The following is a 15,393-nucleotide window of genomic DNA, read 5'->3' as shown; positions in this document are numbered from 1 at the left end:
AGTGCAGCCTCCACGCACTGCCATGCCTCAGTGTGAATCAACACCGAACTCCCCTGCCGCCGATGCAAAGGGCCGATCGCTGAGCACGGTGCACGACACCGCGACCAGCCGCGTTGCTGGCATCCGGCAAGCCTGGCGCAGTGCCGCCGCCACGCCGACGGCATCGGCGCCGTCTGATTCGGGGCCGAGATGGGCGCCAGCCTGGCGGCGAGCCTTCGCCTGCTGCTCCTCACGCGCGAGGTCGGTCGCCACCGCAGCTTCGGCGGCAACCGAGCGCTGCTCAAGGCGACGCATTTGCCGCAGATGCTTCGGGGCCTCCCGTTGCGCCCGCAGCACCGCCTCACGGAAGGCGTAGGCACCGCCGAAGAGGCCATGCAGGACAGGAAAGCGGTCCGGGTTGAGATGAACATCGCGCTGGCCCGGATCGTAGGAAAACGCTAGGAGCGGTCGGTGTTCGGGGCCGGGAGCATCTCCTGCCCACAGGTCGAGCCAGACCGTCTCAGTAAACGGCGCGAACCAGCCGTCGAGCCGACGGCGCAATGCCTCGTGGGGCAATTCCGGGAAGGTGGTGCGAACATGGTCGATGTCGGCTTCCACGACGAACTCAAACCCGACGAAGACCTGGTCGCCCTCGACGGTCCTGGCCAACCGCCAAAGTGCCGACGCCTGCCCGCGCTCGTCCTGCTGCGCCCACCGCCAAAGGGTATCGATGAAGGGGGCACCCAGGCGCAGCACACGGGTGCCCGGCCTGCGCAGCGCCGCAGTGCGGTTGAAGCACCCTGGCGTATTCCATGTGCCTGGCCCCGCCTGCGCCAGCAAATAGGCGGGCAGCAGGGCCCGGCTGCCGGGAACATAGCGTCGGGTCGCTCGGTCGCCGGCCGTCGTCCTGCGCTGCATCTGCCACGATCCTTTGGCGTCGCACGCCAGGTCATCGACGGCCCGCCCCAGGTCCCTCCATCGCGATTCGATCGCATCCAGTGGTTCAAACACCGCGACCCGGTCGTGTTCACCGGTGAAGGTGGCCTCGAGGAGGTCCTCCGCGGCGATCTCTTTGCGCCGCTTCTCCAGGCCGGTCTTGATGGCGTCGGTGCCTTCCAGCAGCCCCTGCGCGCCCCGGCGTAGCAGCTCCATGAGTAAGTCTGGTGTTACCTCATCGACCGCGTATTGCAGCATCGACAATGATGCCCGGAACACGCCGAACCCGTCGCACAACGCGGTCAGCCAGGCGCCTGCGGCGGAGCCCTCCAGGGAGGACGCGAGTACGTACTGGGCGGCCGGATCGTTGTCGCCGTGGCGGTCAACACGGCCGAGACGCTGCTCCAACCGGTTCACCGACCAAGGAAGGTGAGCATGCACGACGGCGTCGGCTGTCTGGAAGTTGCGACCCTCCTCACCGCTGCGGTCGCAGACCAGAACCCTGGCCTGGCCGGCCAGCCACCGCCGCACACCGTGCTCAACCTGGGCTAGATCATCGCCTTGCAGATGTGCCACAACGTCGACGCCGGACTCGGCGGCGCGCAGAGTGTCGACGAGACGGCGCCCGGCGGGCGTGGTGCCGGCAAAGACGACGAGCCTGCGGTGTATGCGGCACAGTGTCCCGATCAACCGGGCCGCCTCGTGTACCGGATCATCCGGGTCGCTGGATTCGTCGAGTGCCTGCCGCAGGTCCTCGTCAGCGCCCAAAGCCGGGCACCCCCGCAGCAGGGCCGCCTCGCGTCGGTCGAGGCCGGCCTGTGCAGCTGGGGCGTCCTCGCCCAGGCGGAACCGCATTGCCGACCGCAGACCGTCGGCGAGGTCCCTGGATCGCTCCATCAAAATTGCGTGCACTGCGGCGTAGGCGGCCCATATCTCACGCTCGGCACCCGTCTCCACCAGACGGTCCCGGACGCTCTGCCGCCATCGCTCGAGCAGTTGCTCGCCAGTGTCGCTCCGTGGGTTGTTCATCTCAAGCAGTGCAGGAGCGCGCCGGCCGGTCACTTCAAAGGCTGGACTGCCCGGGCCGCAGCCGGGCGCGCCTAGCACACGATCGCGACGGTGTCGAATGACTCGACGGTGCAGCCGGTAGGTTTCGTTGACGTAGCCACGCAGCCGCTCCAGCGCTGCCGGCAGCGCGTCCGACTCGGCGTCTGCGGCAGACTCGGCGGCGTCGGCTAGGAGTTGCAGTTGCGCATCGGCTGGGAACGCCGCCCGAACGGCTACGAGATGCAGCGCGACGAGTTCGGGAAAAGTCGGGTCGAGGGCGTAGAAGGCCATCGCGATTTCGTGGCGCGCCCGGACCCGCGCGGTAAGCCCCTCAAGATCCTCTTGGCGATACACCACCGGGTCGAGCAGGTGAAGCAGGCCAAGCATGGCCTGTTCGTGGTGCAGCACGGGTGTCGCCGACAACAGCAGCAACCGCGGGCTCGCGTGGCAGACCTCAGCCAGCAGCGACCGCGAGGGATCCGGTGTATCGGCCGCCACGAGCCGATGGGCCTCGTCCACCACGACAAGATCAGGTGTCGGTTCCCCGCGCCACCGCTGCGGCTCCTCGTGCGCGACGATGCGGATGTGGGCCTTGGGGAAGTCGTCGATGAAGAACTTTTCCCGAAGTTCTTCGCGCCACTGCCGGCGAAGGGCGTCGGGGATGATGAATGTGATCGCGGCGTTAGAGTTGTCGAGCAACACCTGCCGCACCACCAATCCCGCCTCGATGGTCTTGCCAAGGCCGACTTCGTCGGCCAACAGATACCGCTGAATGGGATCGCGCAACACCCGCAGCACGGCCCGCAGTTGATGCGGGTAAAGTTCCACCGCGCTCGAAAAGATTGCCGGCACACTGCAGCAGGCCGCACGCTGGGAGACGATGGTCCGAAGGAACGGCAGCCGCGCCTCGGCGAAGTACGGAGTTTCGCTGGCACCAGCCAGCAGAACCTGTACCGGATCCTCTACCGGCCGCGACCAACGCACCCAGAGTTCGAGGCTCGAAACACGCTGATGATAGTAAGCATTCGGCTTTTGAACCGCATAACCGTTCTCGGCATCGCCGGCGATCACCTGCCCGGCATACCACTGACCTGCTTCTTCCCAATAGACCCGAGTCTGCTTCGGCAATGTAGCGATCTTGAGGCGGTCCAGCGCCACCCATGTTGACTCAGCGCATGGGCGGGCGGGTGACTCGAAAAAGTCGACGCGAATCCGCTGTCCTTCGACAGCGCCGATCTTGCCCCAGCCCCGATCATCGGACCACGCGTGCCACCCCACCGCGGAGGCGCGACTGGACCGGACCTGACCCACCGAATCCTCCGATCTTGCGCTCCCTTGCCCAACGCCTCGGACTACATCCTGCCATCAAGGTCCGACAATCAGTGGCGAGAGGCAACCGTCACGCTAAGATCACGAGAAATACCCGAAATGCCCGCTGTGGCTGCGGAAGTGAATGCGACTGGCGCCCAGCCATCCGGCCTGGCTGTGGGCGCTTCATCGCACGCATCGGCAACTGGCACCTCGCGACGGCGACCAGTATCTACCACAGTTGGCCCCTTCGCACCAGCCTGACCGACCTGCAGGGTGCGGGTTTCGATCCGGCCGTGTCCCCGGCTGGTCGTGGTGTGGGTGATCGGCACCTCCCGCCAGGGCAGGGCACGAGGGCGGCGAACAGACCCGGTTGGTTGTCCTTGACGCAGAACAGGAAGTGCCAGCCTGACCACCCACCGGAAAGGTTCTCTCGAGAACGCCCCGATCCGTTCCGACCTGCCGTGCAGGAGGGAAAGTCCGTACACAGTCAAACGATCATCGGACGCGGCCGGTGCTTGACGTGAAGGACAACTGAGCATGCACCGTCGGGTCATGCCTGCAGGCCACCCAGGCATAGCATGCTTTGCTCTCCGAACGAGCCGGCAACGAGGCCCATGATCAGGCCGATCCCAATGCGGCGGGCACCGCCGCTCACCTCAACTTCCTAGGTCGTCCGCCTTGCGCGTCGGCTGTTGTGACGCTTCGAGCTTGTAACGCTGCGGTACTTGGCAAGCAGGTAGTCAGTCAGTCGTTGAATGTCACGCGTCGTATTCTGGAGATCATTCCACGCCCGGTCGCCGTCGTCGAACGGCCACACGCCTTCGGTCCAGTGGCAGTCGTCGGCGATCGCCTTCAGGTCAGCCGCGAACTCCGATACCTCGACGATCTCGTCGGCGGTTGCGCGTTGGTGGGCGATGGCGTCCATGAGGTAGCCCATGCTGATAATACCGGCCCCGTGCATGAGTCGGGATCGGCGGGGAGGCTTGTTCCAGGCATCGGGGAACACTTCGGCGACTGCCGTCCAGAAGTTATCCAGGACCGCAATCATGCAGCCGAAGTTCGGGCCGGCGTTGTCACCACGGTAAGGATAGAGCGCCCCGTCGCTGAGGCTGTTCTCCAACATTCGCAGCACCGAGTTGTCCTTGACGAGCCCGTTCGGATTGGTTGGAGTTTGGATCATTCGGTGCAGCGGCGAGGTCTTGGAAAAGTTCAGACGTTCGACGAGGGTGGCCGGCAACTGGCGCACCATCAACGGCGCCGGCAGTGCCCCGGACGCCTCGGGCAGCAGTTCGTGGATGAGACCCTTGGGCAGGGCCTTGGTCGAGTTGACCAAGATGAACTGCGAGCGCTGGTCGGCGTGGGTGTCTGCGATGAATGCGGTGACGCAGATTGGGAATTCTTCGAGCTTGGCGTCGCGGATGGCCGCGCTACGCTGCTGTCCATCAACGATAAACCCAGGCTTGTCTGGGTCGTCTTCGTCGACCACGGGGATGATCAGCGTGCCGGGCCGAACGAACGCGGGTCCTTCGCCGGTGTTCTTGTCGGCTTGGAAGCGGACGCGTTCGTCGAAGGCGATGACGACAGCGTTGGGCAGCAATGGGCTTGGGTCGGTGTCGAGGTAACGGCGGATCGCGGCGACGTGCGCGAGACTTTCCGGGCGTTGGTAGCCGTGCAGGCGGGTCTGGTTATCGCGGCGGATGCGAGCGACGGCGGCGATGTCGCCGACATGTTTGCCGTCGATGGCGAAGGTATAGATGCGCCGGTTCGGGCCCTGGCGGATCTCAAGCGCTGGCAGTCGTAGCGCTTGCTGCCGTCTGGTCTTTGCCGGTGTGGCCTGTGCCCGGGTCACGTTTGGTCCTCTCCCAGTTGAGCGCGCAGCCGCTGTCTGAAGACGTACAGGTTATGAAAACCACGCCGCTTGTTTCGTTCGGTGCCTCTGAAGACGATGATCTGGATGCCGAGGGCGCGGCATATTTCGCACTGGCAATCCCGCCATGGCCGGTCGTGAAGCGTGCGACGGTAGGCATCGCCGCGGTCGGTCTTGCCATCCCACACATCGCTGTAGTCCTGCAGGGCTTGCAGCGTGTCCTCCAGCGACGCCGTGCCCGCGTCATACTCTCGGAGCAGGCGCAGCGCCGACCGCTCAAGCGTGAGGGCGCGCTTCTGGTCGATCTCGCCGGAACTGATGCGTTTGCGGAGTTTGACGTTGCCCTCGACCTGTGGCACCCGTAGTGCGACGTAGGTGCTGTTGGCGGTGTAGTAGTTGTCGCGGTCGTCTTTGAACGCCTGCCGGAACGGTGAGGTGCTGTCGAAGCTGGTGACGCCGTGGCTGGCGAAGGTGGGGATATCATCGCAGCGACTGATCCCGAGTAGATGGAGTTGGGTGCCGTTGTCGCGGACGTCGTCGACCGCGCGGAGGCAGGCGAGGATTTCGCGGGTTTTGAGCGGGACCATGCCACCCATGGCGATCCGGCGGTAGCCGATGCGCTGCAGGGTGGAGACTGAATCGGCGTAGGACTGCGGGCTCCATCCCTGAGCGACGCCGAGCGGCTCGAAGGTGACGCGCCGGTCGTTGCAGCGTTTCCAGAAGTCGTTGGCCAGTGTGAGTGTGATGTCCTGGCGTCGCACCCATTCGGTCGCGCGCTCATCGTCGCGGTTTGTCTGGGGCTCGTACTGGAAGATGACGTGATCGACCGCGATGCCGTAGTCAAAGCCGCACCCGTCGTAGAAGTCGATCACTTCATCAACTGTGTAGGGTGGGTAGACGTCGTTGACGTAGGAGAAGGCCCCGCAGTCACCCATGATCTTCAACGGTCCACTGGCGTGGTCCAGGCGGAAGAACCGTTCGGCCCCCTCGCGGTACAGGCGGTGACGTTGCGGCGTGCTGTACTTGCCGGCGCTGCCGTCGGAGCGGCCGTCGACGATCGCTTTCGAGACGAGCAGCCCGTGAAACGGGGGCGGGTCAAGGACCTCGTGGGCGTAGAGGTCATCGCGTTGTCGGACCCGGTATGGGTCGCGCTCCTCGGTGAGGAAGTCGAAGCCGGGGTCGACTTGGTCTTGGCTGTCGGGAAAGAAGAACCTCATCGGATGTTGGCCCTTGCGGTGAGGTAGACACGGATGAGGTAGTTCGACAGTTTCTGGATGTGCCCGTGGACGTTTTCGACCGCGTCCCAGCGCAGGCCGCTCTCCTCCCATGTACCCGACGTCCAACGGCAGTGCGGGGCGACCAGGTCGAGGTGCTTGCGAATTTCAGCGGTCGCTTCCGGTTGGTGGACATCTATGGTGCCGAGGACACGGTCCATGAGGCGGCCCATTGCCCGAATTCCGGCGCCGTGCATGAGGCGGCTGTCGATAGCGGACTTGCCCCAGGCATCCGGGAACGCGTCACGTATCGCGCTCCAATACACGCACAGGGCGTGGTGGATGCCGTCGATGTCGGTGTCGCCAGTGCTGAGGTTGCGGTATGGGTAGAGGCAGCCTGCAGGCGAGGTGTAGCTCTCCTGAAGCATCTGCACGACGCTGTTGTCCGCGATCACCGCGCGGGCGGCGTCCTTCTTGCTGGTCGACGCGCGTTTGATCATGCGGTAGAACGGCGAGTCCGGATCGTTGTTGAGGCGATCGCACAGAAACGATGGGGCCTTGCGGACGGTCAAATGCGTCGGCAGCGGGCTGTCGACCTCCGGTAGCAACTCGGTGACAAGGCTCCGTGGCAGGGGCTTGGTGTTGTTGACACGCAGGAACTGATCGCGCTGCAGACTGACCGCATCGGCAACGAACGCGGTGATCGGGACCGGGAGGTCTGTGCGCCTGGCGCGGGACAGTGCCACGGCACGTTGCTGACCATCGACGATCCACGCGGGTCTCGGTTGACCGCCGGTCGGCAGTGGCAGTGTGAGGGTGCCAATGGTGGCGAGTCCGTCGGTGGTCTTGGGGCCGCGGCCGGCGACGAACTTCACGGTCGATGACAACGCCATGATGATCGCGTTGGGGAAAATCACCGGATCGCTGTCGAGGTAGTCGACGATGTCCTGAACGTGGCTTTGCACCTCGGGGCGCTGGTATCCGATGAGCGTGCCGGCCTCGTCGCGGCTAACGCGCGACACGTCGGCTATCTGAAGCACTTCTGCAGCGGTCAGCGTAAACAGGTATAGGGGGTGGCTGTTGGTCTGTACAAGCTTGAGGGCACGGCGCACCAGGTCGGTATTTTCGGTCATGGTCGGTGCACCTGCTCACGTATCTCGGCGTGCAGGCGCCCGAAGCGTCCCTGCTCACATGAGCGGCCGGTATCGCGCAGTTGGCGCAACGACTGGGTAGCGCTGGTGGACGGCTGCGCCCGAATGTAGGCGCGGACCTCGGCGTCGGACATCCGCTGCCCCGCTTTGCGGGGCACGGGCGGGTTCGCCGGCACGGCGGCACACGCGGCTTCCCGCAGTGCCGCCCGGCTGCTGTCGGCAGTGTGCTCGAGCAGGTATTTGGCGGCGCGGACGTTGAGCGCCTGCAGGCTTCCGCCGACGGTGTGCCGCATCGTGGCGGTGACCGGCACCAACACGTCGGCCAACTGAGGGTGGGCGTCGGGTGGCCCAACGACCGACAGCGCGTCGGTGCCGAGGATGGTCGCGGCGGAGAGTAGGTCGTCGCCACATGCGCGTTGGTATGCCTCAGACAGCACGGCCACGATCGTCGCGTCTGGCCCGCGGCGGGCGAGGTCGGTGAGGGTGCGCGGTCGGTCCGGTTCGGGGCCGGGCCAGTCGCCGAGCCGTTGCCACCAGTCGGCGACCTCGGCGAGGCTCGCGCCGACCGTGTCGCGGGCGGCTGCGGAGAACGTGGCACTGTAGGCGCAGATTGCCGTGTCGGCCGGGATAAGGCCATAGCCGGCTGACGCGATCCACAGCATTGCTTTCTTGGCCGCAGGCGTGTCGGTGGTAAAGGTCCTGGCGACCTGCCAGTGCTCCCCGGCGTACAGGTCGACGGCTCGGTAATGGGGGTGGACGCCATTACCTAACCTAGCGGTCCAAGCGGCGAACCGGGCGGCCGGTCGCCGGTGGGTGAGGTCGCCGAGGCGAAGCTGCGCTGGCACAGCGTGCCGCTTGCGGTTGCTGCAAGTCACTACGATGTGCAACGGCCGGTCAGTGACGGGCTTCGGCATCGTCACCTCCCTGATCCGCACAGGACCAAGAGACCTGCGCGTACGCGGCGTGGTTGTGGATGCTCTCGTCGTTGACGACCCGGACGCTGCCCCGCACCACTCGGCGGTCATGGCGCAGGGCGACCGCCACGTTGCGGGCCATGTCTTCCACGAATACTGGGTTGTCATAGGCGGCCATCGTGACGTGCCGCTCGTCGGGCCGCTTCAGCAGCGCGTACAGCGGCGAGGACGCGGACCGTTCCGCGATGTCAACGAGTTCGTCGAACCACAGGCCGTCATCAGGATCGGCGAGTTCAACGTCGACAATGACCCGGCCGCGTTGGTTGTGGGCGCCACGGTCGCTGATTGCTTTGCTGCACGGGCACACGCTGGTCACCGCCACCTCAACCCGCAGCCGCACCACGCTTCCGTCCGGGCCGACCGTCGCGGTGACCGTGCACGGGTAGTCCATGAACGAGACCGCCCCGGTCGCCGGTGCACGCCGCTCCAGGAAGTAGACGAATGCAGTCGCGACAGTGGCCCGGCCACTACCCATCCGGTGGCGCAGGTCGTCGGTCATCAGCACCAGGCTGGCGGCGCTCAGTTGATCACGCCACGCATGTAGCACTTCAACGAACCGGCTCAGGTGCGCGCCCTTGACCTCTCTGGCAACATCGACCGACATGGTCATCGTCGCGACGGTGTCGCGTTTGTTGCCGTGTCCGTCGCAGACCAACACCGGATAACGCAGCCCGTCGACACCTACCTCGTCGAGTCCGACGCCGCGGGTGTCAGGCAGCGCTTGGACGTCGATAAGGCTCATGACTCGCCCCGGTAGACGCAACCCGAGGTGCATGTCTCCCGCACCACGATCGCCGACAGCGGCAACGGCTTGTCGGCCTTGGTCAGCTCGTTCCAGGTCCAGCGAGCTAGGTTCTCGCTGGTTGGGTTCTCCAGCCCGGGCACCTCGTTCAGATAGTAGTGATCAAGTTGATCGATCACCGGTTTGACGGCCGCCTTGATGTCTGCGAAGTCCATGACCCAGCCTGGGGTCGGGTTGACCTCGCCCTGGACGTGGACTTCGAGCCGGTAGGAGTGCCCATGCAGGCGGGCGCATTTGTGGCCCGACGGCACCTGCGGCAGCCGGTGTGCGGCTTCGAAGGTGAACTCGCGGAAAATCTCCACTATGCGATCCCTAGGAACTTGTGGGTCTGCAGACTCAATTGCCACTGCGGATGCTCCAGGCAGTACGACACGGTCGCCGCTGTGTTCGCTTCCCGCTCGGTCCCGTCCATCGGCTGCAGGAGAAACCTAGTGAAGTTGAGGTGCTCGAACCGCTCCGGCATCGCCCCTGGTTGCGGGTACACGAGTTTCAGCTCGTCGCCGCTGGTCAGGACGAGGTCGGCCCCGGCCTTAGGGCTGACGCAGATCCAGTCGATGCCGTCCGGCGCCGGCCGGGTGCCGTTTGTCTCGATGGCCACCTCGAATCCCTCGGCATGCAGGGCATCCACCGCCGCGTTGTCGAGTTGCAGCAGCGGCTCCCCTCCAGTGCACACGACGTAGCGACGGCTGCGGGGATGCTCAAGGCCCTGCCAGGCTTTCGCCACGGCGGCGGCAAGGTCGGTCGCTGTGGCAAAGCGTCCGCCGCCTGGTCCGTCCGTGCCGACGAAGTCGGTGTCGCAGAACTGGCAGATCGCGCGGTGCCGGTCGCGTTCACGCCCAGTCCACAGATTGCAGCTGGTGAACCGGCAGAACACTGCCGGGCGGCCAGCGTGGCTGCCTTCGCCCTGCAGCGTGTAGAAGATCTCCTTGACGCGGTACACCGCTAGTTGACCGGTGCGAGTGCCGGGTCTGTCTGACCGAGTTCCGCGAAGCCGCGTGCGCGCAGGAGGCAGGAATCGCAGGTGCCGCACGCACGGCCGTCGACAGGGTCGTAGCAGCTGTGGGTCAACGCGTAGTCGACCCCGAGGTCCAGACCCCGTTGGATGGTCTGGGCCTTCGTTAGGGCGATCAGCGGCGTGTGGATCTTCAGTCGTTGAGTCCCTTCGACTCCCGCCCTGGTTGCCAGGTCCGCCATCCGCTCATATGCCTCGATGTATTCCGGGCGGCAGTCTGGGTACCCGCTGTAGTCCATGGCGTTGACGCCGATGAACACGTCCGATGCGCCGAGTGTTTCCGCCCACGCCAACGCGAACGAGAGGAAGATCGTATTCCGGGCCGGCACGTACGTGACCGGGATGTCCGAGGCCAACTCGTCGACACTGCCATGGTGCGGCACAGCAATGGCGTCATCGGTCAGCGCCGAGCCCCCGAATGTCCGCAGGTCAATGTCGGCGATCACGTGGCGCCGGGCCCCGTAGACGGCAGCGACGCGGGCCGCTGCTTCAAGCTCGACCGTGTGGCGCTGCCCATATCGGAAGCTCAGCGCATAAAGTTCGAAACCCTCCGTGCGGGCAATGGCCAACACAGTGGTCGAATCTAGCCCACCGCTCAGTAGGACTACTGCCTTCGGTTCGCCCATCGCACAACCCCTCCCCGATCGAAAACTGGCCCGCTGGCGCAAACTACACGTATGTAGTTTCGAGCGGTTCCGTCCGTGACATTACCCAAAAAACTGCGATAGATCGAGTTACGCAACGGCTGCAGTTTTCGCGCTGTCACGGCACGACTGGTGTCATGAAGCGCCCGAATGCTCCCACCCGAGTCGACGGCCCCGTCGTGGTCTTCCCTGCCGGCCGCTTCGGGTGCCACGGAGCGTGGCGCTGCACGGGCCGTGCGCTACGAATCGGCGAGCCGCAGGAGGCCACGAACACGTTCGTGATGTGCCGCGCGGGCATTGCAGCGAGCCGTCCGGACGCGCCCGGCTGGGCGCCTGTGCATCCGGATCTCCCTACAGAACAGCAGCATCGCGTTGATCGCGAACGCCGCGCCGATCCCGACGGCTTACTCTGGCCGCGATCGCGTGGTCGAGGACGGGGCTAGTGTCAATGCCGGGTAGTTAAGGGTCGGGGCTGGTCGTCAAGGGGGTTCGGCGAGGATCGTGAGGCTGATGGTGGCTTGGTAGGTGCGTCGGTCGATGTTCGGGCCGCGGGCGTTGTATTTGGAGATTGCTCGTTTGACGGTGCGGGCGTTGACGCGGAGCCGTCGCTCGGGCAGGAGATCGTTCAGGACGAGGCGGCCGATGTTGCCGACCAGGTCGATGACGGTGTCGGCGATCACCCCGGCGGCGTGCACGATCTGGTCACGGGCAGCGTGCAGGGCGATGGTGAAGCTGGCCCGGTCAGGGTCCACTGCGGTGTCGCTGTTGGTGGCGTCGGTCATGGCGGTGCGCAGGATCTGGTAGGTGACCAGCAAGGCGTGGATCTCCTGGTCGACGCCGGCCGGGGTCCGGGCCCGCAGGACCCGGCCGCCGAGGATGCTGGACTTGATCTCCAGGTAGGCGGTCTCGATCTCCCACCGTTCGTGGTAGAGCCGCAGCATCGCGGTGGCCGGATGGGCCTGCGGGTCCAGCAGGGTGGTGATCAGCCGGTAGACACCGGTGACCGTGCCGGCCTTGGTCGCGATGCTGATCTCGGCGTCGATGACCCGTACCGGCTGGCCGCCGAACACCGATCGGTAGGAGCCGTCCCGGAAACGGTGCAGCATCGACAGTTTCGGGCCGCCGCGGCCGGTCTTGGCCCGCACCAGCAGATGCGCCTGCCGGCCGGTCACGATCTTGAGCAGATGCCCGGCGGCGAAGTTACGGTCGGCCAGCAGCAGCACCCCGGCGGGCAGCCGGGCCAACAGATCCCTGGCATAGGTGGTCTCGCCGCAGGTGATCGCCCCGAACACCGCGTCCATCACCGACCGGGTGCCACACGCCATCACCGTCACCAGCCGCAGCATCGGATAACCCGACCCGCCGGTGCGCCCGCCGCGCTGCTTGCTGAACCGGGTCAGGTTCGCCGCGCTGTCCGCCGCGAACAACATGGTCCCGTCGATCGCGCAGACCAGCAGCCCCCGCCAGCGCACCGGCCCCGCCATCGCCGCCGCCGGGCCGCGCAGCAGGTCGAACAACGCCCGCAACGGTTGCGGGCCGACCCGCTGGCGGGCCTTGGTCAACGCGGCCTCGCTCGGGTACGCGACCGGCAGCCCGTCCAGACCGGCGACCAGACGCTGCCACACCTGCCGATACCCCAACTCGGCGAACAAACAACCCGCCAGCAGCAGATACACCACCACCCGCGACGGCAGATCCCGCACCCGCCGCTGCATGCAGCGGGTCTGAGCAAGTACGGCATCGACCATCTCGAACGGCACCTGCTGGGTCAACTCACCCAGATGACCCGGCGCGAACGGACCTGCCGCGACCCGCACCACACGCGTAATGACAGACTGAACCAACAGCGGGACTCCCGGCAGCAAGGCATGTCTTGGCGGACGTACCTCTCTACCGGAGTCCCGCTGCCCACATCCACACCAACACACCACTTGACCAGCCACCGCTGGGCTTAACTACCCGGCATTGGGGCTAGTGTGCGCGCCGATTGTGTAGAGCGCGGCGAGGTCGCAGCCGGCAGTTGGCGGCTGATGTGCTCCCAAGCTGTCGCCGTCACAGAGCAGGTTCGCCGGCAGCGGATCGCCGTGCGCCGTTGCCCATTGGTTGGGCAGGACTGCGCCGCTGGCTTGGTACGGGGCGCACGGCGCCGCAACGGGGTCGCGGGAGCGAGCCTACAGGGCGGGAGTTGGACGACGGCTGCATCTCACAAGGCGTCGACCAATTTTGTGCGCTCGGTGAGGCACTACTGGATGGCCGGCTCGGCGACTGGGCGCTTTGCGTACGCGGTGGCCGGTGTGTACGACGTTGGCAGGCGCGCCTGGCGCCATGACGCGTCGCGTAGCGCAGTCGTCACATCGCCGGTCAGTCGTGCCGGCCCAGACGCGTCAGTCCCAAGCCCTGTAGGGCGACTGGTCTTTCAGGACGCGATGCTGTGCAGCGACGCGGCTTCAGGCGACCGAGCGCAACGCGAAAGCGGCGCCGAAACGGGAGACTCGGAGGACACGCCGGCAAGTCCTGCTTGATTCCCGCAACATCAACAGGTGACCCTGCTAGGTTTTCGGGCGTGGATCTGTTGACTGACGCGATCGCCACGCTGGACGAGCGCGGTGTACTCACCCCGCTGGCCGACCTCATCCGGCAGGTGTACCGGCGGGCGGCGGAACGTCACGAGCCCGCACTGGGTGACGACGCGATGAGCTTCGGCACCACCGTGTGGCGGAACCTGACCAACCTCGGCGCCGCTCAGTTCGATGGTCAGCCCGGCGTGGACGCGCGGATCGAGGACAACTCGCTGGAGATCCTTGCCGCCGGCTACATCCTGCGGCTCTACTCGCTGCAGGGCGGCACCGACTCCAGTGTCGAGTCGATCCGCTGGGAGGGTAGCGAGGCACGTCTCGGTGGGGCGGTGGAGAACAGCGCCGACGGACAGCTGGCCTTCGACGACGATGAGCAGTTCCCGGACGCGTTCGCCGGGCTGGTTCCCCGCAAGCGGCACATCCGGGTCGCGCACGCCGGTGATATCGACACCGGCGAGGCGGTCGCCTACCTCGGTCTGCCCCGCGACAACCGCACCGGCGGCTCACCGTGGTTCGAGGTGGCCCTGTGGTTCGGCACGCCCGCCCGCCCCGCTACCGGGCCAGCCGATCCGGCGTCCGAGCGTACGCAGCCGCGTCACGACGAGCTGACGATCCCGGACATCGAACTGCAGTTGCGCCGCGCCAGCCGTAGCGCGGGCGCGTCGATGTCTGCATGAGCCGAGGATCGGGTCGCGCCGCCACGCCCGCATTGGCGGTGGCGGCGTTCCAGCCGAACGCGCTCACGCTGGCCCGGCGGTGGCGGCGCATGTCCAAGAAGCAGCTTGCGGTGCACACCGGGGTCACGGCCGCCGCCGTCAGCCAGTACGAGCTCGGTCAGGCCCGGCCCTCCGCCGGCGTCCTGGGCCGGCTCGCCCTCGCCCTCGCGCTGCCCGTCGAGTTCTTCGCCGCCGGGTTCCCGACGCCCGCAACGCCGGGCCATGCCCACTTCCGGAGCCTGCGAGTCACCACACAGGCCGAACGCGACCAGGCCCTCGCCTTCGGTGAGATCGCATGGCGGGTCATCGACGTGCTGCAGCGCTACATTCACCTGCCGCAGCTGCGGCTACCGCAGCTCGACCTGCCGGAACCGGCCACGACAGCGGACATCGAAGGCGCCGCGATCGAGGCCCGTGCCGCGTTCGGACTCGGTGATGGGCCGATTCCGCACGTCACGCGGCTGCTCGAGTCGCAGGGCATCATCGTCCTCACCCTGCCCGACGCCTCCGACCGGGTCGACGCCTTCTCCCACTGGTACGGGCAACGACCGTTCATCTTCGCCAGCCCCGGCAAGAACGACAAAGCCCGGTCCAGGATGGACGCCGCCCATGAACTCGGCCACCTCCTGCTGCACCACGACGCCGAACCTGGCAGCCAGATCCTTGAGCGGCAGGCCACCACGTTCGCCTCACAGTTCCTCGCCCCGACCAACCGCCTGCGCGACGAACTGCCCGGCCGGCTCGACTTCGACCGCCTCCACGAGCTCAAACGGCATTGGGGCATGTCCCTGAAGGCACTCATCTACCGAGGCCACACGATGGGCGTCTACCGCGACCACACCTACCGCCGCGGCATGAGCCTGCTCGCCGAGTGGGGCTACCCGGAACCCGGCGATCTCGGTCCGCGCGAAGCGCCGTCCATCGCGCGACAGGCGGTGCGCCTGCTGGCCTCCGAGGGCATCCACCTCGATGCGCTGGTGACGCGCTCGGCGATGCCCATCGAACTGCTCGAAGCCGTCGTCGCCGCAGATACGGAATCCCCCTTCGGCGACTGGACAGACACCCTGAACCCGCCGAACTGAACGCTGCTGCCGAACGTCCAGACACGGATACGACGTAGCACGCCAAGACAGGGTCGGCTCGGCACACACCGTCGGCGCCGGG

At 66.3% G+C, this 15,393-nt stretch carries 12 protein-coding genes; 2 read left to right on the top strand and 10 right to left on the bottom strand.

Annotation, left to right across the window (positions count from 1 at the left end; genetic code table 11):
• Window positions 1–27: 27 nt before the first annotated feature.
• The 10 genes from dpdE to Drose_RS36310 all read right to left on the bottom strand — a co-directional run bounded on the left by dpdE (window position 28) and on the right by Drose_RS36310 (window position 12,709).
• Window positions 28–3,240, bottom strand: a complete 3,213-nt coding sequence (dpdE, locus tag Drose_RS36360; protein WP_260729938.1) for a protein DpdE — start codon at window positions 3,238–3,240, stop codon at window positions 28–30.
• 697 nt (window positions 3,241–3,937) lie between these two features.
• The gene (gene dbpB / locus Drose_RS36350; RefSeq protein ID WP_260725728.1) at window positions 3,938–5,122 is read right to left on the bottom strand and encodes a DGQHR domain-containing protein DpdB; all 1,185 of its coding nucleotides are present in this window, start codon (window positions 5,120–5,122) and stop codon (window positions 3,938–3,940) included.
• A complete protein-coding gene (dpdA, locus tag Drose_RS36345; RefSeq protein WP_260725727.1) occupies window positions 5,119–6,357 on the bottom strand; it encodes a tRNA-guanine transglycosylase DpdA in 1,239 nt (412 codons plus the stop codon). The genes dbpB (Drose_RS36350) and dpdA overlap by 4 nt, the downstream gene beginning before the upstream one ends.
• Window positions 6,354–7,487 (bottom strand): DGQHR domain-containing protein DpdB, encoded by a 1,134-nt coding sequence (gene dbpB, locus Drose_RS36340; RefSeq protein WP_260725726.1) that lies wholly within the window; start codon window positions 7,485–7,487, stop codon window positions 6,354–6,356. Before dbpB (Drose_RS36340) ends, dpdA begins: the two co-directional genes overlap by 4 nt.
• Window positions 7,484–8,350: a hypothetical protein gene (locus Drose_RS36335; protein WP_260725725.1), complete on the bottom strand. Its 867-nt coding sequence runs from the start codon at window positions 8,348–8,350 to the stop codon at window positions 7,484–7,486. Before Drose_RS36335 ends, dbpB (Drose_RS36340) begins: the two co-directional genes overlap by 4 nt.
• 49 nt (window positions 8,351–8,399) lie before the next feature.
• A complete protein-coding gene (gene folE2, locus Drose_RS36330) occupies window positions 8,400–9,221 on the bottom strand; it encodes a GTP cyclohydrolase FolE2 (protein ID WP_260725724.1) in 822 nt (273 codons plus the stop codon).
• Entirely contained in the window at window positions 9,218–9,583 is a 366-nt protein-coding gene (gene queD / locus Drose_RS36325; RefSeq protein ID WP_260725723.1) for a 6-carboxytetrahydropterin synthase QueD, read from the bottom strand. The genes folE2 and queD overlap by 4 nt, the downstream gene beginning before the upstream one ends.
• Entirely contained in the window at window positions 9,583–10,221 is a 639-nt protein-coding gene (queE, locus tag Drose_RS36320; RefSeq protein WP_260725722.1) for a 7-carboxy-7-deazaguanine synthase, read from the bottom strand. Before queE ends, queD begins: the two co-directional genes overlap by 1 nt.
• 2 nt (window positions 10,222–10,223) lie before the next feature.
• Window positions 10,224–10,865, bottom strand: coding sequence for a 7-cyano-7-deazaguanine synthase QueC (gene queC / locus Drose_RS36315; RefSeq protein ID WP_260725721.1), 642 nt, complete (start codon window positions 10,863–10,865; stop codon window positions 10,224–10,226).
• Between the two features lie 551 nt (window positions 10,866–11,416).
• The gene (locus Drose_RS36310) at window positions 11,417–12,709 is read right to left on the bottom strand and encodes an IS4 family transposase (protein WP_260725720.1); all 1,293 of its coding nucleotides are present in this window, start codon (window positions 12,707–12,709) and stop codon (window positions 11,417–11,419) included.
• A 791-nt stretch (window positions 12,710–13,500) separates the two neighbouring features.
• Here Drose_RS36310 and Drose_RS36305 point away from each other — a divergent pair.
• Both Drose_RS36305 and Drose_RS36300 read left to right on the top strand, forming a co-directional pair.
• Window positions 13,501–14,190 carry a hypothetical protein gene (locus Drose_RS36305; protein WP_260725719.1) on the top strand — a complete coding sequence of 230 codons (690 nt, stop codon included), beginning with the start codon at window positions 13,501–13,503 and terminating at the stop codon, window positions 14,188–14,190.
• Window positions 14,187–15,311 (top strand): XRE family transcriptional regulator, encoded by a 1,125-nt coding sequence (locus Drose_RS36300; protein WP_260725718.1) that lies wholly within the window; start codon window positions 14,187–14,189, stop codon window positions 15,309–15,311. Before Drose_RS36305 ends, Drose_RS36300 begins: the two co-directional genes overlap by 4 nt.
• Window positions 15,312–15,393 lie beyond the last annotated feature (82 nt).

The sequence above is a fragment of the Dactylosporangium roseum genome (assembly GCF_025264685.1).
GTDB classification, from domain to species: domain Bacteria; phylum Actinomycetota; class Actinomycetes; order Mycobacteriales; family Micromonosporaceae; genus Dactylosporangium; species Dactylosporangium roseum.
The sequence above is the reverse complement of the archived record's forward strand: the minus strand, read 5'-3'. Positions and strand labels throughout refer to the sequence as shown.

Bases quoted from the DNA above. Each gene is read 5' to 3' on its own strand.
- dpdA (WP_260725727.1), bottom strand. From the start codon at position 6,357: ATGAGGTTCTTCTTTCCCGACAGCCAAGACCAAGTCGACCCCGGCTTC.
- dbpB (WP_260725726.1), bottom strand. From the start codon at position 7,487: ATGACCGAAAATACCGACCTGGTGCGCCGTGCCCTCAAGCTTGTACAG.
- folE2 (WP_260725724.1), bottom strand. From the start codon at position 9,221: ATGAGCCTTATCGACGTCCAAGCGCTGCCTGACACCCGCGGCGTCGGA.
- Drose_RS36300 (WP_260725718.1), top strand. From the start codon at position 14,187: ATGAGCCGAGGATCGGGTCGCGCCGCCACGCCCGCATTGGCGGTGGCG.